General features: G+C 61.7%; 15 protein-coding genes and 1 tRNA gene. 7 read left to right on the top strand and 9 right to left on the bottom strand.

The annotated features are described in order from the left end of the window. Nucleotides 1–2: 2 nt before the first annotated feature. Both AC1Z3V_RS20720 and AC1Z3V_RS20715 read right to left on the bottom strand, forming a co-directional pair. A complete protein-coding gene (locus AC1Z3V_RS20720; RefSeq protein ID WP_483501422.1) occupies nucleotides 3–1,007 on the bottom strand; it encodes an ABC transporter permease subunit in 1,005 nt (334 codons plus the stop codon). Nucleotides 1,008–1,221: 214 nt separating this feature from the next. Further along, on the bottom strand, nucleotides 1,222–2,817 hold the full coding sequence (locus tag AC1Z3V_RS20715; RefSeq protein WP_429812380.1) for an ABC transporter substrate-binding protein: 1,596 nt from the start codon (nucleotides 2,815–2,817) through the stop codon (nucleotides 1,222–1,224). A 648-nt stretch (nucleotides 2,818–3,465) separates the two neighbouring features. Here AC1Z3V_RS20715 and AC1Z3V_RS20710 point away from each other — a divergent pair. Together AC1Z3V_RS20710 and AC1Z3V_RS20705 are read left to right on the top strand one after the other, a co-directional pair. After that, entirely contained in the window at nucleotides 3,466–4,179 is a 714-nt protein-coding gene (locus AC1Z3V_RS20710; RefSeq protein ID WP_483501420.1) for a helix-turn-helix transcriptional regulator, read from the top strand. Between the two features lie 73 nt (nucleotides 4,180–4,252). After that, a complete protein-coding gene (locus tag AC1Z3V_RS20705) occupies nucleotides 4,253–4,642 on the top strand; it encodes a response regulator (RefSeq protein ID WP_483501418.1) in 390 nt (129 codons plus the stop codon). An 89-nt stretch (nucleotides 4,643–4,731) separates the two neighbouring features. On the opposite strand, the gene rirA is transcribed toward AC1Z3V_RS20705, so the two are convergent. Continuing rightward, on the bottom strand, nucleotides 4,732–5,196 hold the full coding sequence (gene rirA / locus AC1Z3V_RS20700) for an iron-responsive transcriptional regulator RirA (RefSeq protein WP_173515664.1): 465 nt from the start codon (nucleotides 5,194–5,196) through the stop codon (nucleotides 4,732–4,734). Between the two features lie 214 nt (nucleotides 5,197–5,410). Here rirA and AC1Z3V_RS20695 point away from each other — a divergent pair, with 214 nt between their 5' ends. After that, on the top strand, nucleotides 5,411–6,430 hold the full coding sequence (locus tag AC1Z3V_RS20695) for a Fe(3+) ABC transporter substrate-binding protein (RefSeq protein ID WP_429812883.1): 1,020 nt from the start codon (nucleotides 5,411–5,413) through the stop codon (nucleotides 6,428–6,430). 187 nt (nucleotides 6,431–6,617) lie between these two features. Here AC1Z3V_RS20695 and tnpA read toward each other — a convergent pair whose 3' ends face one another. Next, nucleotides 6,618–7,052 (bottom strand): IS200/IS605 family transposase, encoded by a 435-nt coding sequence (tnpA, locus tag AC1Z3V_RS20690; RefSeq protein WP_483500592.1) that lies wholly within the window; start codon nucleotides 7,050–7,052, stop codon nucleotides 6,618–6,620. A gap of 163 nt (nucleotides 7,053–7,215) precedes the next feature. Beyond that, nucleotides 7,216–8,712 carry a CoA-acylating methylmalonate-semialdehyde dehydrogenase gene (locus AC1Z3V_RS20685; protein ID WP_483501416.1) on the bottom strand — a complete coding sequence of 499 codons (1,497 nt, stop codon included), beginning with the start codon at nucleotides 8,710–8,712 and terminating at the stop codon, nucleotides 7,216–7,218. 127 nt (nucleotides 8,713–8,839) lie between these two features. Between AC1Z3V_RS20685 and AC1Z3V_RS20680 the strand changes: the two genes are divergently transcribed. Continuing rightward, the gene (locus AC1Z3V_RS20680) at nucleotides 8,840–9,721 is read left to right on the top strand and encodes a LysR family transcriptional regulator (protein ID WP_483501414.1); all 882 of its coding nucleotides are present in this window, start codon (nucleotides 8,840–8,842) and stop codon (nucleotides 9,719–9,721) included. A gap of 173 nt (nucleotides 9,722–9,894) precedes the next feature. Here AC1Z3V_RS20680 and AC1Z3V_RS20675 read toward each other — a convergent pair whose 3' ends face one another. Beyond that, complete coding sequence (locus AC1Z3V_RS20675) at nucleotides 9,895–10,575, bottom strand: peroxiredoxin-like family protein (RefSeq protein ID WP_483501412.1); 681 nt, start codon at nucleotides 10,573–10,575, stop codon at nucleotides 9,895–9,897. Nucleotides 10,576–11,021: 446 nt separating this feature from the next. Beyond that, nucleotides 11,022–12,782, bottom strand: coding sequence for an adenylate/guanylate cyclase domain-containing protein (locus tag AC1Z3V_RS20670; protein WP_483501411.1), 1,761 nt, complete (start codon nucleotides 12,780–12,782; stop codon nucleotides 11,022–11,024). Between the two features lie 353 nt (nucleotides 12,783–13,135). Here AC1Z3V_RS20670 and AC1Z3V_RS20665 point away from each other — a divergent pair, with 353 nt between their 5' ends. Continuing rightward, nucleotides 13,136–13,336, top strand: a complete 201-nt coding sequence (locus AC1Z3V_RS20665) for a hypothetical protein (RefSeq protein ID WP_429812398.1) — start codon at nucleotides 13,136–13,138, stop codon at nucleotides 13,334–13,336. Between the two features lie 65 nt (nucleotides 13,337–13,401). Here AC1Z3V_RS20665 and AC1Z3V_RS20660 read toward each other — a convergent pair. Further along, nucleotides 13,402–13,478 (bottom strand) — tRNA-His (locus AC1Z3V_RS20660). A 193-nt stretch (nucleotides 13,479–13,671) separates the two neighbouring features. After that, entirely contained in the window at nucleotides 13,672–14,121 is a 450-nt protein-coding gene (locus tag AC1Z3V_RS20655) for a phasin (protein ID WP_483501409.1), read from the bottom strand. Between the two features lie 229 nt (nucleotides 14,122–14,350). On the opposite strand from AC1Z3V_RS20655, the gene AC1Z3V_RS20650 reads away from it, so the two are divergent. Then, nucleotides 14,351–18,010 carry a PAS domain S-box protein gene (locus AC1Z3V_RS20650; protein ID WP_483501407.1) on the top strand — a complete coding sequence of 1,220 codons (3,660 nt, stop codon included), beginning with the start codon at nucleotides 14,351–14,353 and terminating at the stop codon, nucleotides 18,008–18,010. A 92-nt stretch (nucleotides 18,011–18,102) separates the two neighbouring features. Further along, nucleotides 18,103–19,785 carry an ABC transporter permease gene (locus tag AC1Z3V_RS20645; RefSeq protein ID WP_483501405.1) on the top strand — a complete coding sequence of 561 codons (1,683 nt, stop codon included), beginning with the start codon at nucleotides 18,103–18,105 and terminating at the stop codon, nucleotides 19,783–19,785. Nucleotides 19,786–20,055 lie beyond the last annotated feature (270 nt).

Genomic DNA, 20,055 nt, shown 5'->3' with positions numbered 1-20,055 from the left:
CCTTAGTGCCGGATACGCGGATTGATGAGACCGTAGAGCAGGTCGACGATGAGGTTGACCAGCATGATCACCGCGGCGATGACCAGGAGACCGCCCTGGATGACGGCGTAGTCACGACGCGACACCGAATCCACCATCCACTTGCCGATGCCCGGCCAGGAGAAGATCGTTTCGGTCAGGATCGCGCCGGCGAGCATGACGCCCACCTGGAGGCCGATGGTGGTAACCACCGGGATCATCGCATTGCGCAGCGCATGAACGCCGACGACACGGAAGGTCGAAAGCCCCTTGGCGCGCGCCGTGCGCACGTAATCTTCAGAGAGCACTTCGAGCATTGCCGAGCGCGTCTGACGCGCGATGACCGCAAGCGGAATGGTGCCGAGCACGATCGTCGGCAGGATCAGATGGCTGACCGCCGACTTGAAGGCACCGGCCTGACCGGACAGCAGCGAGTCGACCAGCATGAAACCCGTGACCGGCGGGAAGAAGTACATCAGCGAGATACGGCCCGAGACCGGCGTCCACTGCAGCATGCCGGAGACCAGCATGATGAGCAGCAGACCCCACCAGAAGATCGGCATGGAGAAGCCGACGAGCGCGGTGCCCATCATCGCCTGATCGACGGCCGAACCGCGCTTGATCGCGGCGACCACGCCGGCGGGAATGCCGAGGATGACTGCAAACAGGATCGCGCAGAGCGAAAGCTCGACGGTCGCCGGGAACAGTTCGAAGAACTGGTCGATGACCGGCTTCTTGGTCACGATCGAGGTGCCAAAATCCCCCTGGAGCACGCCCCAGAGATAATCGAGGTACTGGACCACGATCGGCCGGTCGAAACCGAGTTGATGAGAAATTTCCGCATGTCGCTCCGGCGACATGACGCGCTCGCCCGAAAGCAGCGCTACGGGATCGCCCGGAAGCAGGCGAATGAAGGAGAAGGCGATGATGGAGACCCCGATGAAAGTCGGAATCAGGACAGCCAATCGCCCCATGAGAAATCGGAACATGTTAAACCCCGCGCCACGTTGCCGCGGCATTGTTTCCCGCCGCTGGCACCACTGCATGCTTCCTTAAACCCTATCGGACCCAAGCGCAAAAACATGCAGCAACACTAAATGTCACAGCGCCCCTGCTGCGTCGGGTGACGCGTGGCGCCGTGGTAGATGCAAAGAGGGGCGCTTGCCCTATGACAAACGCCCCCTTAAGGATCTGTTAACTAAATTACTCGACGATGTCCACGCCGTCGAAGGCAAAATCGCCGAGCGGGCTCTGAACGAAGCCTTCGACATTCTTGCGCATCGGAACGACGGAGAGCGAGTGGTCGATCGTCGCCCACGGCGCTTCGCGCTTGAAGACGGCCTGCGCCTCTTCATAGAGCTTGGTGCGCTCGGCGATGTCAGAGGTTTCCTTCGCCTTCTTCACGAGCTTGTCGAATTCCTCGTTGCACCACTGCGCGCGGTTGTTGCCGCCGACAGCGTTGCAGCCGAGAAGCGTGTCGAGGAAGTTGTCCGGATCGCCGTTGTCGCCGGTCCAGCCGAGGATGACGGCACCGTCACGATCCTTGGCCTTGGACTTGTCGAGATATTCGGCCCATTCGTAGGAGACGATCTCGGCCTTGACGCCGACCTTGGCGAAGTCCGACTGCATCAGTTCGGCTGCACGGCGAGCGTTCAGCATGTACGGACGCGAAACCGGCATGGCCCAGAGCTTCATGGACAGGTCCTTGACACCTGCATCCTCGAGCATCTTCTTGGCGACTTCCGGCTCGTAGGTGTCGTCTTCGAGCTTGTCGTTGTAGGACCACATCGTCGGCGGGATCGGGTTGACGGCCGGCTGGGCAGCGCCCTGGAACACGGCGTCGACGATTGCCTGCTTGTTGATCGCCTTGTTCAGCGCCTTGCGGACTTCAACCTTGTCGAACGGAGGCTGGGTCGTGTTGTAGGCGAGATAGGAGACGTTGAGGCCGGCCTGTTCCATGACCTTCAGGTTCGGGTCTGCCTTCATCTTTTCAACGTCGGCAGCGTTCGGGTACGGCATCAGATGGCATTCGCCGGCCTGGAGCTTCTGGAAGCGAACCGAAGCGTCGGTGGTGATCGCGAAGACGAGGTCGTCGATCTTCTGCTTGCCACCCCAGTAATCCGGATTCGCCTTGTAGCGGATGACGGCGTCCTGCTGGTAGGCGACGAAGGCGAACGGACCGGTGCCGAGCGGCATCTGGTTCATCTGTTCCATCTTGCCGTCGGCCTGAAGCTTGTCGGCATATTCCTTCGACAGGATCGAAGCGAAGGGCATCGCGATGTTGGCGAGGAACGGCGCTTCCTTGCGCGTCAGGGTGAACTTGACGGTCAGGTCATCGACCTTTTCGACCGACTTGATGACTTCCGGGAAGCCCATGCCGGCTGCGTATTCCCACGAAGCGCCAGCGATGTACTTGTTCCACGGGTTGTCGGCCTTGAGCTGACGCTCATAGGAGAAGACGACGTCGTCCGCATTGAGGTCGCGGGTCGGCGTGAAGAATTCGGTCGTCTGGAACTTGACGCCCGGACGCAGCTTGAAGGTGTACTCGAGACCGTCGTCGGAGATCTTCCAGCTCTCGGCGAGGCCCGGCTCAACTTCGGTCGTGCCCTTCTTGAACTCGAGCAGGCGGTTGTAGACCGTGTGCGCAGCCGCGTCGAAGGTCGTGCCGGCGGTGTACAGGCCCGGGTCAAAACCCTCAGGCGAACCTTCCGAGCAATAGACGAACGTCTTCGACCAGGCAGAGCCGGCCATCAGCGTGGCAAGCGCCGTCGCTGCAAAGAGAGTAGTGAGCTTTTTCATGAGCTTTGCTTCCCAGATTTGTTTTTGTTCTCGTGTTTTCCTGACGCGGAACGCCGTTGCCCCCGGTCAAGGCCGGATGGAACGACATTTGGCGTCGCATTGCAATAAGTCGCCGCATAAATTTGTCTATGCGAAAAATTCGTCCTCAGGTAGAGCCGGGATATCTGTCCACTGTTTTAGAATCGGCTGACGAATCAGTGCAGCGCGACGCTTTCGAACCAAGGCTTACCGCCTGCTTCCGCAGGGTTTGGCACACGCCTGGTCCGTCCCTCCACCGGGGCTGGCCTCACCCCGGATGCCCAACTTCTATTCTACCGCGAACGGCGGGCTGGCGAAATACGCGATCATTCGCCGTACGAGGACTCGATTCGGTCGCCACAGCTTTCCGTCAATCCCAAGATACTATGGTAGAAATCACCAACAGGATTGTGCAATAAAATGTATACAAACTCGGGGGAGACAATCGACGTGCGCAGACGTCCTTGGGAGGGACCGGCAGCCGCCTTTTACCGTTCGCCGTCTTTCGGCAGGATTGCCGAGGAACGGATATGACGCTTGCTGCCAGCAATGCCGCAGCCGGTCTTAGCCGGTTGATTGCGCCGGTGCGCCGGGTAGACTGCCGCGCGACGACAAGGGGATAGCCATTCCGTGGCGGCTTTGCTGGAAAATCACAGGCGGTACGACCTTCGCGACGACCTTGAGAAAGCGCTGAACCGCGTCGACTTCTTCCGCATCTTCCACACCATGGCACTCCGCTTCGGCTTCAGCCATTTCGGCATTCTCCAGCTCGGCAACGAGAACGACGCGTGCATGCTGTCCAGCCGCCTGGTGCTGCATGATCTGCCGTCCGGTCTCGCCGAGGAGTACGACAAGCGCCACCGCTTCGGAGACTCTCTGTTCTACAAGACGCTGCACCGGTCGGTGATTTCCTCCGTCTGGCGGACGGACGACCCGGGTTGCGACGCCGGCCAGAATTTGCTCGTGCAGCTTGGCTTCGAGCTGCTCCTCAGCGTGCCCGTGCATGCGGCCGCGAGCGGCGCCCGCTACGCCGTGCTCTTTCTTGGCGATGGCGACGACATCGGCCGCGCCGAACATTTCGAGCTTGCCTATGACGCGGTCTCAGCCTTCGACTATTTCTATCGCGTCGCCCTGGCCAACAAGACCGGCATGGGCTTGACGCCGCGGGAGACCGAAATTCTCAAATGGATCTCGCACGGCAAGACGGCAAGCGAGATCGCCCTCATCGTTTCCGTGTCGGAGCACACCGTGAATTCCCACACCGCAACGATCCTGAAGAAGCTCGACGTCGTCAACCGCACCCAGATGGTGGCGAAGGCGATCCGAGAACAGATCATCCAGTGACAACCGATGCGTGGTATTGCATGAGGCCACGCCCCACGAACAGGACGCCTGCAAGTCAGCAAGGGTATCGGTCATGACGCGAAATGCTCACATCCTGCTCGTTGACGACGATCCGACGGAAAACCTGATCCTGCGCGGGTTGATCCGCAAGGTAAGCAACATCGCGATCGAGCTGCATTATTGCCAGACGATGGAAGACGCGCTGGCGTTCCTGCGCTCGGGCAAACCGGTGTCGATGATCCTGCTGGATAACCGGCTTCACCCACAGCTCGATTTCCGCGAGACCGTGCCGGCGCTCCGGCGCCAGGGTTACATCGGTCCGATCGGGGTAATTTCAGCGTCGCTCGCCGATCCGTATTTTCAGAATCTGGAGCAGTACGGTGCGGATTTCCGCATCGACAAGGCGGAAATCGACCCGACTGCGATCGATTTCATATTGCGGGAGTATCTACCGCAGGCGTGAGAGCCGGCGAACTCCGCCACGGCGCCCCGCGCCCTATCAGACGCACAAAGGTCGCTCTAGCACTTTGACATGCAGTGCGTCTGGGATCGTCAGGCGGCCGTCGTCTGCGGACGCTTCGTCTCTTCGAGGCCGAGCAGGAAGTTGATCTGCGGACGCGCCTTGACGAGGTCGTCGATCGTATAGCCCTGCAGCACCTCGAAGAAGGCATTGAGCGCCTTGCGGAGTGCCGCGTTCAGGCCGCAGCTATCGACGAGCGGACAGTCGATCTCGCCCGCCTCGAAACATTCCGCCATCGCGAAGCTGTCTTCCGTCACCTTGACGACATCGAACAGGGTAATGGCCGACGCGGGCTTCGGCAGACGCACGCCGCCATTGCGGCCACGAACGGTCTCGACCAGGCCGGCCTTGGTCAACGGCTGCAAAATCTTGAAGAGAAACAACTCGGAAACGCCATAGGCCCTGGCGATTTCGGGAATGCGGCTGAGCTTTTCTCCGTTCGCGGCGCAGTACATCAACATGCGAACCGCGTAGTTCGTTTGTTTCGTCAGACGCATCATTCACTCCGGCATTCGAGAGGTTCACGAGTTCATCATATAGGACGGATCGTAGTTTGGAACAATTCCAAAAACCTTGAAAAATCACTTCTTCTTGAGTGTTGACGGTTTCCCGATTGACTGTTTGCAGCGTCGACGTCAGAAAGATGAGCGATTTTGTTAACTTAGATCAAACAAGAAAATGGAGGAAGCGATGTCCGTTTCAAGAGCAGCGATGGGCGTTTTGTCCCTGACGGCAACCCTGCTTACGACGAGCGCCGCCTGGGCCGACGGTGAGGTCAATATCTACTCCTACCGGCAGCCCGATCTGATCAAGCCGCTGCTCGATGCCTTCACCAAGGAAACCGGCATCACCACCAACGTGCTCTTCCTCGACAAGGGCCTCGTCGAGCGCATCCAGGCCGAAGGCGCCAACTCGCCGGCCGACGTGATCCTGACCGTCGACATCAGCCGCCTGACGGAAGCCAAGGACGCAGGCGTCACGCAGCCTGTCGTCAACGAGACGATCAACAAGGACATCCCGGCACATTTCCGCGATCCTGACGGCAACTGGTTCGGGCTCACCACGCGCGGCCGCGTCGTCTACGCCTCCAAGGATCGTGTCGCCCAGAACGACATCACCTATGAGGAGCTTGCCGATCCGAAGTGGAAGGGCAAGATCTGCACCCGCGACGGCCAGCACTCCTACAATATCGGCCTGTTCGCCTCGATGATCGCTCACCACGGCGAAGCCGAGACCGAGAAGTGGCTGACCGGCCTCAAGAACAATCTCGCCAAGAAGCCCGACGGCGGCGACCGCGACCAGGCCAAGGCGATCCTCGCCGGCGAATGCGACCTGGCGCTCGGCAACACCTATTACGTCGGCCTGATGATGACCAACGAACGGGAGCCGGAGCAGAAGGAGTGGGCGGCCGCCATCAAGGTGCTCTTCCCGAACGCCAAGGACCGCGGCACGCACGTCAACATCTCGGGCATGGCGCTCGCCAAAAATTCCCCGAACAAGGAAAATGCGCTGAAGCTGATGGAATTCCTCTCGGAAGGCGAAGCCCAGAAGATCTACGCCGAGCAGGTGTTCGAATATCCGGTTCTGCCGGGCGCCGAACCGTCTGACGTCGTGAAGTCCTTCGGCACGATCAAGCCGGACGAACTGCCGCTCGCCGAGATCGCAGCCAACCGCAAGAAGGCGTCGGAACTGGTCGACAAGGTCGGCTACAACGACGGTCCGCAGGACTGATCGCAAGCCAACTGATTGAGTGCGAACAGCGGGTCCCGGCCCGCTGTTTTCGTTTGGAGCCTCACGCCGGCAAGTCCGATAGCAGCAGCATATTTGCCATGCGCCGGATCCAACAAGTCATAACCTCCACCAGAGGTGGAGGTTTGAAACGCTGCGCTTGAACCGCTAGAAGCGGTTTTGCTATAAGTTAGTAGCTACGGTTAAAGAGGTCGGCAAAGTCGGAAGCTTTGTCGGCCTTTTCTTGATTGCGGATATAACGTCTGACGACCTGCTCATCATAGCCAGCCGTTGAGACGAAGTACCCTCGCGCCCAAAAGTGATACCCTTTGTAGCGCCGTTTGCGGGCGTATTTGTTGGCCACGTAAAGGGCGGTCTTGCCCTTCAAGAAGCCGACAATGTGCGACACCGAATATTTCGGCGGGATCGATATCAGCATATGCACATGGTCGGGCATAAGATGCCCTTCCTCGATCCGGCAGTCCTTTTGCAGAGCAAGCCGATGCAAAAGGTCACCCAATTCACGTCGCACGTCACCGTAAAGACGTTTCGTTCGGTACTTACTCGCGAAGACCACATGGTATTTGCAGTCCCATGTCGCGTGTGATTGCGATCGTTCATCCATAAAACCTCCGTTCTATGTCTCGGCCAGCCTAGCGGTCCAAGCACGGAGGTCTCTCAATCACAATGTAGAACCCGTCCAGTCCTCCACCGGAGGTGGAGGTTTACTTTGCTTACAAAAAGGGCCTCCCGAAGGAGGCCCCGAGGCGGGAGGATCTGTTGTCCCGTTACTTCATCGTCGGCATGACGAACTCGGCACCATCCTTGATGCCCGAGGGCCAGCGCTCGGTGATGGTCTTCGTGCGGGTCCAGAACTTGATCGAGTCCGGGCCATGCTGGTTCAGGTCGCCGAAGGACGAGGACTTCCAGCCGCCGAAGGAATGGTAAGCAAGCGGAACCGGGATCGGCACGTTGACGCCGACCATGCCGATGTTGATGCGCGAGGCGAAGTCGCGGGCAGCGTCGCCGTCACGAGTGTAGATCGCGACGCCGTTGCCGTATTCGTGCTTCATCGGCAGATCGAGCGCTTCCTCGTAGGTCTTGGCGCGAACGACCGAGAGAACCGGTCCGAAGATTTCCGTCTTGTAGATGTCCATGTCGGGCGTGACATGGTCGAACAGGCAGCCGCCGATGAAGTGACCGTTCTCATAGCCCTGGAGCTTGAAGTCGCGGCCGTCGACCACGAGTTTCGCGCCCTGCTCGACACCGCTGTCGATCAGGTTCCGGATGCGCTGCTCGGCTTCCTTGGTGACGACCGGGCCCATGTCGGCCTTCTCGTCCGTGTAGGGACCGATACGCAGGCTTTCGACCATCGGGGTCAGCTTCTGGATCAGGCGGTTGGCGGTTTCTTCGCCGACCGGGACGGCAACCGAGATCGCCATGCAGCGCTCGCCGGCCGAGCCGTAGCCGGCGCCCATCAGCGCGTTGGCGGCCTGGTCGAGGTCGGCGTCGGGCATGATGATCATGTGGTTCTTGGCGCCGCCGAAGCACTGGGCGCGCTTGCCGTTCATCGCCGCCGTGCCATAGACGTAGCGGGCGATCGGCGTGGAGCCGACGAAGGAGACGGCGGCGATATCCGGATGGGTCAGGATCGCGTCGACCGCGCCCTTGTCACCGTTGACGACATTGAGGATGCCGGCAGGCAGGCCCGCTTCGATCATCAATTCAGCGAGGCGGATCGGAACGGACGGGTCGCGCTCCGACGGCTTCAGGATGAAGGCGTTGCCGCAGGCGATCGCCGGGGCGAACATCCACATCGGGATCATCGCCGGGAAGTTGAACGGCGTGATGCCGGCACCGATGCCGACGGCCTGGCGGATCGAGTACATGTCGATGCCGGGGCCTGCGCCTTCGGTGAATTCGCTCTTCTGCAGGTGCGGAATACCGATGACGAATTCGCAGACTTCAAGGCCGCGGACGAGGTCGCCCTTGGCGTCCTCGATCGTCTTGCCGTGTTCGCGCGAAAGGATTTCGGCAAGCTCGTTCATGTGCGCGTTCAGAAGCTCGACAAACTTCATGAAGACGCGGGCGCGGCGCTGCGGGTTGGTGGCCGCCCACTTGGGCTGCGCCGCCTTGGCGCTCTCGACCGCTGCCGCCAGTTCCGCGTCGCTGGCGAGCGCTACCGTACCCTGTACTTCGCCGGTTGCCGGATTGAAGATGTTGCTGACGCGGCCGCTCTTGCCGACAACGCGCTTACCATCGATGAAATGACCGATTTCGTACATGGTGGTTCCTCCAGACCTTGATTGTGGCGGCATGATCGCACTACGATTTCAACAAATCAATTTCCTATATTCAGCAACCGTTGTGCAGAAATTAAAGCCCACGGCTGCGCACCGAGGTCTCGACACTATGAACTGGGACGATGTCAGAATGTTTCTAGCCGTCGCGCGCACCGGACAGATCCTGGCGGCGTCGAAACGGCTCGGCGTCAACCATGCCACTCTCAGCCGCCGGGTGACGGCGCTTGAGGAAACGCTGAAGACGCGGCTTCTGGTGCGCCGGCCGAACGGCTGCGAGCTGACGGCCGAGGGAGAGATTTTCGTCACGGCAGCCGAGCGGATGGAAACCGAGATGCTGGCGGCGCAATCGCAGATCGGCCGGATCGATACTGCGATCGCCGGCACCGTTCGCATCGGCGCGCCCGACGGTTTCGGCGTGTCTTTCCTGGCGCCGCGCCTCGGTCGGCTGACCGCCCGCTATCCGGAACTGAAACTGCAGCTCGTGCCGGTGCCGCGTTCCTTCTCGCTGTCGCAGCGCGAGGCCGACATCGCAATCACCATCGAGCGACCGGAACAGGGGCGTCTCGTCTCCTCGAAGCTCACGGATTACACGCTCGGCCTCTACGCCTCGTCAGCCTATCTCGAAAAGCACGGTACGCCGCGCACGATCGACGACCTCAGGGAGCATCGCCGCATCGGCTATGTCGAGGACCTGATCTTCACGCCGTCGCTGAACTTTTCCGCCGAGATCATGCGAAGCTGGGATGCCTCTTTCGAGATCTCCAGCGCCACCGGCCAGACGGAGGCGGTGCGCTCCAGCGCCGGCATCGGCATCCTGCACAATTACATCGCCCGCCACACGCCGGAGCTCAAACGCGTCCTGCCGGAGACGACCATCCGCCGTGCCTACTGGACCACCTATCACGAAAGCGCCCGCGACCTCGTACGCGTGCGCACGGTGGTCGCCTTCCTGCAGGAACTGGTGACGGCGGAGCACCAGATCTTCGTCTGATACGCCTCAAACGGAGAAATCCGCGGACCAATCGCGCTACAGCGCCGCGCTTTTCGGGCGTATAAGGGCCGCTGTAACACTTTGCACCACTGCATGTTTTATCCTTAAAGCGGATACGATTTAAGGAAACATGCAGCAGCAACCCGGCGGCCTCGTCGAGCGAATTGCCGCTGTCAATGTGCGACTTGCGAAGCAGCCGCCATCAACTCCTCGGGATTGAGCGCCTGGCACAGGTTTTGGCCCTGGTCCTCAACTTCCGTAAAGCTCCAGCGCACCACGCCTTCACGATCGAGCAGGAAATGACCGACAAGCTGCATATGACCGGGTATCCTCACCTGCTGATCGGCATCTGTGATTTCGTACCCGTCCTTTTCGCTCAGGAGGTCGCCGGCCGTCGCCGGGTCCATCGCCTCGGGCAATTCCCCCGGCAGATCGACCCGCATCGTCGTGACGAGGTCCATCCCGACCCTGTGTGGCCAGTCGGTCTCATCCTCGGTGAACTCGAGGAGAGGCAGGCCGAAGGCGCGGTGTGATGCCCGCTCCGGGTCGGATGCAGCAAGAAGGCCGGGTATCGGATGATAGCGGAAATAAAGCCGCGCGCGTTCGACCGGGGTGTTCACCACTGCTAGAGACTCCACGCCTTTTTCGCGCAGGGCCGGGTTGAACTGCGCCATCGCCGCGACATGGCGCCGGCAGAAGGGACACAGCAGGCCCCGATACAACCCGACCAACAACGGACGACGGCCGCGAAAATCATCAAGTGCGATCTTGCCCTCGCGGGAGATCGCATCCAGCACAAAGTTCGGCGCCTGCTCGCCCAATCGCAACGGATGTTCCAAATATTGTGGAGACATGGTCAACCTCCTCCCCGAAGGACCAATAAAAAGAGGCAGCACGGCAAGCGCTTCGAGGTTGAGCTCAGCGCAAACGCCCTGCTCTATTGCATGTCTCCTTAAATCGACCTCGATTTGAGGACGAAGACATGCAGCAAATCAAAGTCCTACAGCGACCTTTGCGCGTCTGATAAGACGCGCGGCGCTCCAGCGCAAGATGCACTCGGCCCCCGTCATGGTGCGGGGTCGAGACCAAGCGTCGACCGGCCTGACCTCTCGCCTTAGCGCATGGCCATGATCAACTGAGAATGGCCCCACATCGGCTCGCGAGCAAGCAGCAAAAAGGTTCCTGATCCGTTCACGGGACGCTACGCCAGCGAGGCCGCATCGACGTCCCGGCACGCGTCTTCCCCTACTTGATGCGCGATGGACCAGAGCATCTCGGAATGCAGGTCCCCGCGTCGCATCTAAAGGGAAATCCCGGCTTCGCGGAGCCCGTCCACCAGCCGGCCCAGAACGCCCGGATCCTTGTAGGGCATGGCACGCTTGAAGTGATCTATCGAGAAATTCGGATTGACCTCGAACACCTCATGCCAATAACGCCGCGCCTCCTCGTGGCGCCCGGTGCGGCCGTAGAGACAGGCGAGATAGAAACGCGTCATGTCCGAGCGTGGAGCCAGCGCCAGCCGCCGCTTGAAGGCGATCTCGGCCTCGTCGAAACGGCCGAGATTGAGCAGGGTCCGCCCGAGGAAGTGCAGCGAAAGGTCGAATTGCGGATCGAGCCGGTGGGCTCGCGTGTAATAGGGCAGCGCGTCCTCGAACTTGCTCTGGAAGTCCCGGATCGAGCCGAGAGCCGTGTGACCGCCGGCGGAATTGGGGTCGAGCTTGAGCATGCGCTGCGCCGCGACTTCCGCCTCGTCATAATGCCGTGCCCAGCAGAGCGCGAGCGACAGGGCATGATGGCCGTGTGCCTCGTTCTCGTCGGTTTCGATAGCCTTCTCGGCAAGCTCAAGGGCACGCGAAACATTGTCGAACGTCCCGCCGTTCCACCGGTTGATGTAGTCGGTCAAGGCAACGATCGAGAGCGACGCATAGGCAGCGGCAAGGCCCGGATCGATGGCGATGGCGCGTTCGAGCATGCTGCGCGCCTCGGCGGACGATTGTACGTCGAACCGCAGGATGGCCTGGCGGGATCGGACGAGCAGGTCATAGGCTTCCGGATCGACCTTGTTGCGGCTCTCGCGCCGCTCCTCTTCACCGGCCGTCAGCTTCACCTTGAGCGCGGTGACGATGGTGCGGGTCACTTCGTCCTGAACCTCGAAGATATCTTCTATTCCACGGTCGTAGCGTTCGGCCCAGAGATGACCGCCTGTCGTTCCGTCGATCATCTGGGCATTGATCCGGATCCGATTGGCGGCACGGCGAACGCTGCCTTCAAGCACGTAGCGAACGCCGAGATCGCGGCTGACCTGGCGGATATCCGGCGACTTGCCCTTGTAGGCGAAGGAGGAATTGCGGGCGATGACGAAGAGGCCTGAAACCTTGGAAAGATCGGTGATGATGTCCTCGGTGATGCCGTCGGCGAAATAGCCCTGTTCCGGATCGCCGGACATGTTGTCGAACGGCAGCACGGCGATCGACGGCCGGCTCGGGAGCTGCGGCGGCGCTTCGGGCACAACCTTCACCGGCGCGTCATATTCGTCCGGCGACCAGCTCCAGATGTGCACGGGGCGTTCGATGTTCTTGACCTCATGATGGCCGCTGTCGACGAAATCGAGGTCGATGCGGCCATGCACATATTCGTGCACCCCGTCCGAGATCGCCACGCCGCCCGGTTTGGCAAGCGCTTCTATCCGGGCGGCGACGTTGACGCCATCGCCGTAGAGATCGCTGTCGGCGACCATGATATCGCCCATGTTGACCCCGACGCGCAGCACGATTGCCTGATCCGCCGGTACGTCCCGATTTGCGGCCGTCATGGCTCGCTGAAGTGCTGCGGCGCATTCGACGGCATTGACGGCGCTGGAGAATTCGACGAGCACGCCGTCGCCCGTTGTCTTGAAGACACGGCCCTGATGGGTGGCGACAAGCGGCTCCAGAACCTCTTTCCAGCGCGCCATGAGCTGCGTGTAGGTGTTTTTCTCGTCGCGCTCCATCAGCCGGCTGTAACCGACGACGTCGGCAGCCAGGATCGCAGCGAGCCTGCGCGTGATGGATTCGTTGGCCATGGGATTGCAGCGCCTTCCGAGAATCCGTTGTCGAAATTTTACCGACGGATGGCGCCAATGTCTATTCGGACGGAAGGTGCCCGCGGCCGCTTATTTCAGCCAGAAGAGGACCGTCGCCCTCGCCCCGTAGGCGACAGGCATTCGCGCAATAGGAACAGCTTCATCTCCGCCTGACTGCGGCAGCGTCACCGGTCAACCCGTTTTGGGTATCACAGCACAGGAACAGAGCGCCGTCTCCCAGCGTTTCTGCTCAATGGGAGACTCCCATGCGATGGTTCAGGGCGATCGCCCACGAACCAGCGCGATCGCGCGGAAGCGATTCGTATGTGGAGTCGAGCAAGGAGGATGGAACGATGCTTGTCGCTGTTACGGGCAGGCCAATCCTGCCGGGTGAATTCGTCAAGATCGACGACGTCTTCAACGATGCGATACGGGAGAGAAATCTCCCGCGCCGCTCACCCGAGGCCATTGCATTGGCCGCCCGGCTGATAGAACTCTACCAGAATGGCGTTGATGACGTGACGGCATTGAGAGCGATGGCCAAGCTGTTCTGAGAGCGCGCGATGCTTGTGCCGGCGGCTCGACAAAATGCTTCAACATCAGAGAGATAGAGAAGAAATGGTACGGTTGAGTGGGGTCGAACCACTGACCTCAGGTGCCACAAACCTGCGCTCTAACCAACTGAGCTACAACCGCACGGCTGGCGACGTCGTGTCGCTTGGCGGCTCACATACGGAGACTTCCGTCGATTTGCAAGCCTTAACTTGAGATTATCCTGCAAAAAGACCGGATGGCAACCCATCCGGTCTTTTTGAATTTCGGCGCGCCCCGGCAGATCCAGGGGCAACAGCGGCCCGTCGCCACCCGCCACGCAGCGCAATCGGTCGGCTTAGGCCTTCTTGAAGGAGGACATTGCCTTTTCGGCAGCTTCCTTGCCCGGCTTTGCGACGTTCTCCGCAACCTTCTTGGTCGCTTCCTGCATGGTCTTCGCCTGCTCGACGGCGAGCTCGGCCTGCTTGCGGATGAAGCCCGTTTGCAGCTCGACGAGTTCGGAGAGCGACTTCACGCCGAGCAGCGCTTCCATGTGCGAAAGCGAGTTTTCGGCATTCGTGCGCAGCGCATCGATTGCCTTGAGGCCGAGCTCGACGGTGCCGGTCTGAGCGTTTTCAAGCGTGGCTTCGACGGTCTTCGTCGCCTCTTCGGCGGCCGTCTTCATCTTGGCATAGGCTTCCTTCGACTGGGCGGCACCCTTTTCCGCGAAATCGCGGAAGCTGTCGGTGAACTTCGCCGGGTCGAACGAGGAAAGGGAAAATACGTCGTCGGTCTTCTTGGTAGCCATGAAAGCGCTCCTTGGTGTCAGGCCCTCTTTTGAGGCGCCGTTGCTTGATGCGCACTATATAATCGATCTCCTTGTGCATTGCAATAAAATTGTGCACCGCACAAAATCCGAGGCATTAACCTTTCGCGGTGAAAGCCGGGACGAAGCTCCGGGCCTCGCTGGACCCTCGCGGGCGGGCCGGGTATTAATAGAGTGTTAACCCGTAAGCGATCCGTCAATAGGCCAGTCCATGCCCGCGAGACAGTATCCTTTCATCGACATCGCCGTGCATGCGCGGGTGCGAGAGCATTTCGCCCGCGGCGATGCGGCGATCCTGTTTTCGCGGGACTTCGAACGCATCCTCTGGGCAAACGACCAGGGCGCCGCGTTCTTCGGCGCCGGATCGATCTATGACTTCATCGATGCGGGGCCGGACCAGAACGATCTTTCGCTGCGCCAGTTGCGCGCCGCGGCGGCGCAGCTCGTGCGCGTCGGCGACCGCCGCCAGCTTTCGATCCGGAAGTTCTCGGGCTTCCGCGGCACGCCGCTCAATGTCGCCGTCGAGATGATCCGCGTTCGGCCGGACGAGGATGCCGTGCTCTTTACCGCGCCGCATGCGGGCGCGCCGCTTTCGATCGAGGATCGGGCCGCGCGAATGATCGCCGGCCTGGACGGCCCCGATACCCACATGGCGGTGCTCGATGGTGAGGGCGCCATTGTCGCGCACTCCCCGGGTTTTCCCGGCCTCGGCATGTCGGACGAGACGCGCAGGCAACTCGTCGTCGCCGTTTCGCGCGATCACGACTGGCTGATCAAACGCCCGGTCGCCACCCGGAAAGGACATCTGCCGGCCGCTGTCGGCAAGATCGCCGACGATCCGTCACTGCATCTGCTCTTTGCCGTCGAGACCATTCTCGGCACCCTCGACCCCGAGGAAGAGTCTCCCGTGGCGGAACAAGTGCCGGTGCCGCCGCCCGTCCAGGGTCAGGATCCGGGCGAAAGCGGGATTGCGACCGAACCCGAATTGGCAACCGACGAAATGGACGACGAACCGGCGGCAAGCCTGGCGCCGGTCGAGCCGTTGGAAACAGTCGTCGAACCGGAGGCATCGGACGTAGAACCGCAGGCCGGCGACAGGGCCCTGGTCACGGACGAGGTGGACACTCCCGCGGAGACAGTCATCGAGCCGGACCCGCTTAACGCCTCCGGTGAGGCGACAGCCTTGCCGGCCGAGGGCGAAACCGACGCTGAGGACCTGAGCGCCGAGACCACAGAGACCGTCGCCCGAGCGGCAGCCGCCGAGGAGGCCCTGGTCGAAGAGGAAGCCCGGGCCGAAGGGAAGCCCCAGGCCGAAGGCGAGACGGGCGAAACCGGCGCGGACGACACGGCTCCCACCGAGGAGGCCGATTTCGTCTTTACGCCTGGCGGCCGTGCGGTGCGTTTCGTCTGGAAAATCGATGCCGAGGGCCGCTTCAGCGAAATTTCCGAGGAGTTCGCGACCGCGGTCGGGCCGCGCGCGGCCGATGTGATCGGCACGAGCTTCACCGATGTCGCGGCGCGCTACGATCTCGATCGCGACCACAAGATCAGCACGCTGCTGCAGCGCCGGGACACCTGGTCCGGCAAGACGATCTTCTGGCCCGTTCAAGGCACGAGCCTCAAGGTTCCGGTCGATCTGGCCGCTTTGCCCACCTATTCCCGCTCGCGCGAATTCGACGGCTTCCGCGGTTTCGGCATCGTACGCCTTGCCGATGCCGTCGAGGACGAGAACGCCAACGGCCTGGCGCTCGGCCCCGAGGCAAAGGTGGATGAGCCTGTGGACCCATCTCTGCCGGAAGAGGCCGGGAGAGAAGGACCAACCGGCGAGATCGAGGCGGAAAGCCAGGTTGCGGCAGAGCCTACCCCGGATGACGGCGACGCTGCCGAACACGAAGACCTGCCGCTCTTCTCGGTCGCGCCGGAAGCAACGGATCTTACGCCTGAAGATGAAAGCCCTATTGACGAGCCTGCGTCTCCCCCCGGTCCTTCCCAAAGCGAGCGTCCGGCGCTGCGCGTCGTGGAGACACCAAGCCCCCGAACCTCCGACAAGATCGTCGAGCTCGAGCAGCACCGTGCGGCGAGCGGGCTGACGCGCGGCGAACAGGCGGCCTTTCGCGAGATCGCCCGCCAACTGGGCGAGAATTTCGGCAAGCCGGCCGACGCGGCGGAGGCGGCGCCGGAAAACGGCGAAACAGCCAGGGCGACAACGGCTGAGCCCCTCCCCCCGAGCGAGGACGACAGCACGGCTTCAATGCAGCCGTCAGGTGAGCCGGAGACCGAAGACGCTGCACCCGTCGAGGCAGACGGAAGCGAAACCGCGCTCGACGCGGAGACACACGACGACGCGGCCGGCGAAATCGAAGGCCAGCAGCAGACGGCCGATATCGGTCTCAGCGGCGAGATCCTCGACAGCCTGCCGATCGGCATGCTCGTCCATCGCGGTGACCAACTGCTGCACGCCAATCCGGAGTTTCTGCGGCTCACCGCCTATGACGACCTCGACGCGTTCGCACAGGAAGGCGGCATAGACGCGCTCTTTGCCAATGGCGAAGAGGCAATCGACGGCGAGCCCGACGGCACCTTGACGCTGATCCGCAGGGACGGCCAAATGCGGCCAGTCACCGCCCGCCTGCACTCGATCCGCTGGGACGGCAAGGGCGCCTTGATGCTGGCACTGACACCGGCGAGCGCGCCGAGCGCCGAACCGGCCAAGGGTGGCGAGGCGGTCGCAGGGGGCCAACAGGTCGAGAGCCTGAAGACGGAAATCGACGAGCTCAAGTCCATTCTGGAAACGGCCACCGATGGCGTGGTCGTTCTCGGCCATGACGGCGATATCCGCTCGGTGAACCGTTCGGCCAGCGCCCTCTTCAACTATGACGAGGGCGAGATCCGCGGCAAACCCTTCGCGGCGCTTTTCGCCCATGAGAGCCAGAAGGCGGTCATCGACTATCTGCACGGTCTTTCCGGCCATGGCGTGGCGAGTGTGCTGAATGACGGTCGCGAGGTAATCGGACGGGAGGCCAATGGCGGCTTCATTCCGCTGTTCATGACCATCGGGAGGCTTTCGGCATCCAACGGCTTCTGCGCCGTGATCCGCGACATCACCCAGTGGAAGCGGACGGAAGAAGAGCTCCGGAACGCCAAGCGCGCGGCAGAAACGGCAAACGCCCACAAGACCGAGTTCCTGGCCCGCGTCAGCCACGAGATCCGCACGCCGCTCAACGCGATCATCGGCTTCTCCGACATGATGGCAAGCGAGCATTTCGGCCCGGTCGGCCATCCGCGCTATATCGAATATGCCGGCGATATCGGCCGGTCGGGACGCCACGTGCTCGATATCGTCAACGATCTCCTGGATATCTCGAAGATCGAAGCCGGAGAGATGGAACTCGACTTCGGCGCCGTCGAGATCAACGAGGCGGTTTCGGAGGCCGTGTCTCTCGTCCAGCCCCAGGCCAACAGCCAGCGCGTCATCATCCGCACCTCGCTTTCGGCGGCCGTGCCGAACGTCGTCGCCGACGGTCGCTCGATCAAGCAGATCGCGCTCAACATCCTGGCAAATGCCATCCGCTTCACGCCCTCGGGCGGTCAGATCGTCGTATCGACCTCCTACGAGGCGAACGGCAGCGTCATGCTGCGGATTCGTGATACCGGCGTCGGCATGACGCGCAGCGAACTGGACCAGGCGATGAAGCCGTTCCGGCAGGTGACGACGGGCGGACGCAAGCGCGGCGACGGCACCGGGCTCGGCCTGCCGCTGACAAAGGCCATGGCGGAAGCGAACCGGGCGCACTTCTCGATCACCTCCGCGCCGAACGAAGGCACGCTGGTGGAAATCTCCTTCCCGTCACAACGCGTCTTGGCGAACTGAGACCGGATGTTATAAGGAAATGTTGACTTGCGGCGGCCAGTTTGCTGGGCGCCGGTTAGCTATTCCTGCCGTCTCGCTTCGGAATCGATCGATTGCAGTCCACCTCTCAGAGCACAAAGCGGCGTCTTGCACGGGCAGGAACCGGTCTTTCCCATCCTCTCCTGGCGACCTGGGCCGGCCTGACGTCGGTGATCGTGCTGATGCCGATCATCGCGATCGCTTGGCTCGCAGTGTCGGGCGGCGGCGGCAACTGGCCGCACCTCATGGAAAACGTCATTCCACGCGCAACCGGGCGAACGCTCCTCCTCGTTTCGCTGACGGGTGCCAGCACTGCGATCATCGGCATCCTGACCGCCTGGCTGGTGGCAAGCTGCGAGTTTCCGCTCCGCCGGTTTCTCTCCGCAGCCCTCGTGCTGCCGCTCGCCATTCCCGCCTATCTCGCAGCCTATGCCTTCGGTGAACTCCTCACCTTCACCGGGCCGGTGCAAAGCATGGTCCGCGTCATCTTCGGCTTCAAGACGAGCCGCGACTATTGGTTTCCGGATATCCGTTCGCTCGGCGGCGCGGTGCTGGTGTTGAGCTCGGTGCTCTATCCATACATCTATCTCGCCTGCCGCTCGATGTTCCTGATGCAGGGGCGGGCGGCTGCGGACGTCGCGCGCACCCTCGGCGCCGGTCCGCTCAAGGTGTTCTTCCGCATCCAGATCCCGATGGCCCGCCCGGCGATCATGATCGGCCTGACGCTGGTGGCGATGGAGACCCTGAACGATATCGGTGCCGTCGAATTCCTTGGCGTGCAGACGCTGACCTTCTCGATCTTCGATACTTGGCTGAACCGCGGCAGCCTTGCGGGTGCAGCGCAGATCGCCTGCATCATGCTGGTCTTCGTCATCGGATTGATGATGATCGAACGGGCCGCACGCCGCCGCCAGCGCTTCTCCAGCCAAAAGACGACCTCGGCCGTCCACGATGCCGTCCGGCTGTCTTTGACCGGCTGGAAGAAGTGGGCGGCGATGTTCGCCTGTCTGCTGCCCGTCCTCTCCGGTTTCGCCGTGCCGTTCTTCATCCTCGGCAACTTTGCCCTGAAGCGGATCGACCAGTTCGTGGAACCCCGTCTCCTGAACGCGCTTTTCCACAGCATCCTGGTTTCGGGCGCGACGGCGATCGCCACGGTGCTGCTCGGCTTCGTGCTGGCCTATGCGGCGCGCACCGGGCACTCCCGGGTCTCCGACACGGCCGGGCGGCTTGCCTCCTTCGGCTACGGCGTGCCCGGCACGGTGCTGGCGATCGGCGTGCTCTTTCCGCTCGCCGCGCTCGACAACGCGATCGACGCCGGCATGCGGGAAACCTTCGGCATCTCCACCGGCCTGATGATGACCGGCACCGGCTTTGCCATCATCTATGCCTGCAGCGTGCGCTTCCTGACCATGGCGGAAGGCACCCTCGAAGCCGGCTTCCAGAAGCTCTCTCCGCATCTCGACATGGCCGCGCGTGCGCTCGGGCGCACGGGCGGACAGACTCTGCGCACCGTGCTGCTGCCGATGATGCGTCCGGCCGTTCTGACTGCGGCCCTGCTCGTCTTCATCGAAACGATGAAGGAGTTATCCGCCACGATCATGCTGCGGCCCTTCAACTTCAACACCCTCGCCACCCTCGTCTACGAGGATGCCTCGCGGGCAAAGGTCGAGGATGCCTCGGTTGCCGCCATGATCATCGTCATCGCCGGCATGATCCCGGTCATCGCGGTGTCGCGCTCGCTCGAAGGTCGATCCTGATCGGCCCCGGGCTCCACTCGTTTCTGACGGTCGAAACGGCATAAAAAAAAGGTGGCTGGGAGGCCACCTCGATAGTCGAATGCTAAATCAACAAGTGCTCGAGAAGGGATGACATCATGTCTGCGGCGGCATCGCTGCCGAACGCCGACCTACATCGACCGGCCCCAAGTTGACATGACAATGCGCCCCAAATTCTTAACAAGACCTTACCAGGCGACTCCGCAATTTTAGTGATTTTTCAGCAAGTCTGAAGGCTTGGTTAATTCGGGG

Source organism: Ensifer sp. 38_S197 (assembly GCF_056924495.1).
The sequence above is the reverse complement of the archived record's forward strand: the minus strand, read 5'-3'. Positions and strand labels throughout refer to the sequence as shown.

Bases quoted from the DNA above. Each gene is read 5' to 3' on its own strand.
- AC1Z3V_RS20695 (WP_429812883.1), top strand. From the start codon at position 5,411: ATGGGCGTTTTGTCCCTGACGGCAACCCTGCTTACGACGAGCGCCGCC.
- AC1Z3V_RS20650 (WP_483501407.1), top strand. From the start codon at position 14,351: ATGCCCGCGAGACAGTATCCTTTCATCGACATCGCCGTGCATGCGCGG.
- AC1Z3V_RS20670 (WP_483501411.1), bottom strand. From the start codon at position 12,782: ATGGCCAACGAATCCATCACGCGCAGGCTCGCTGCGATCCTGGCTGCC.
- AC1Z3V_RS20720 (WP_483501422.1), bottom strand. From the start codon at position 1,007: ATGTTCCGATTTCTCATGGGGCGATTGGCTGTCCTGATTCCGACTTTC.
- AC1Z3V_RS20655 (WP_483501409.1), bottom strand. From the start codon at position 14,121: ATGGCTACCAAGAAGACCGACGACGTATTTTCCCTTTCCTCGTTCGAC.
- tnpA (WP_483500592.1), bottom strand. From the start codon at position 7,052: ATGGATGAACGATCGCAATCACACGCGACATGGGACTGCAAATACCAT.
- AC1Z3V_RS20680 (WP_483501414.1), top strand. From the start codon at position 8,840: ATGAACTGGGACGATGTCAGAATGTTTCTAGCCGTCGCGCGCACCGGA.
- AC1Z3V_RS20705 (WP_483501418.1), top strand. From the start codon at position 4,253: ATGACGCGAAATGCTCACATCCTGCTCGTTGACGACGATCCGACGGAA.
- rirA (WP_173515664.1), bottom strand. From the start codon at position 5,196: ATGCGTCTGACGAAACAAACGAACTACGCGGTTCGCATGTTGATGTAC.
- AC1Z3V_RS20675 (WP_483501412.1), bottom strand. From the start codon at position 10,575: ATGTCTCCACAATATTTGGAACATCCGTTGCGATTGGGCGAGCAGGCG.
- AC1Z3V_RS20685 (WP_483501416.1), bottom strand. From the start codon at position 8,712: ATGTACGAAATCGGTCATTTCATCGATGGTAAGCGCGTTGTCGGCAAG.
- AC1Z3V_RS20665 (WP_429812398.1), top strand. From the start codon at position 13,136: ATGCTTGTCGCTGTTACGGGCAGGCCAATCCTGCCGGGTGAATTCGTC.
- AC1Z3V_RS20715 (WP_429812380.1), bottom strand. From the start codon at position 2,817: ATGAAAAAGCTCACTACTCTCTTTGCAGCGACGGCGCTTGCCACGCTG.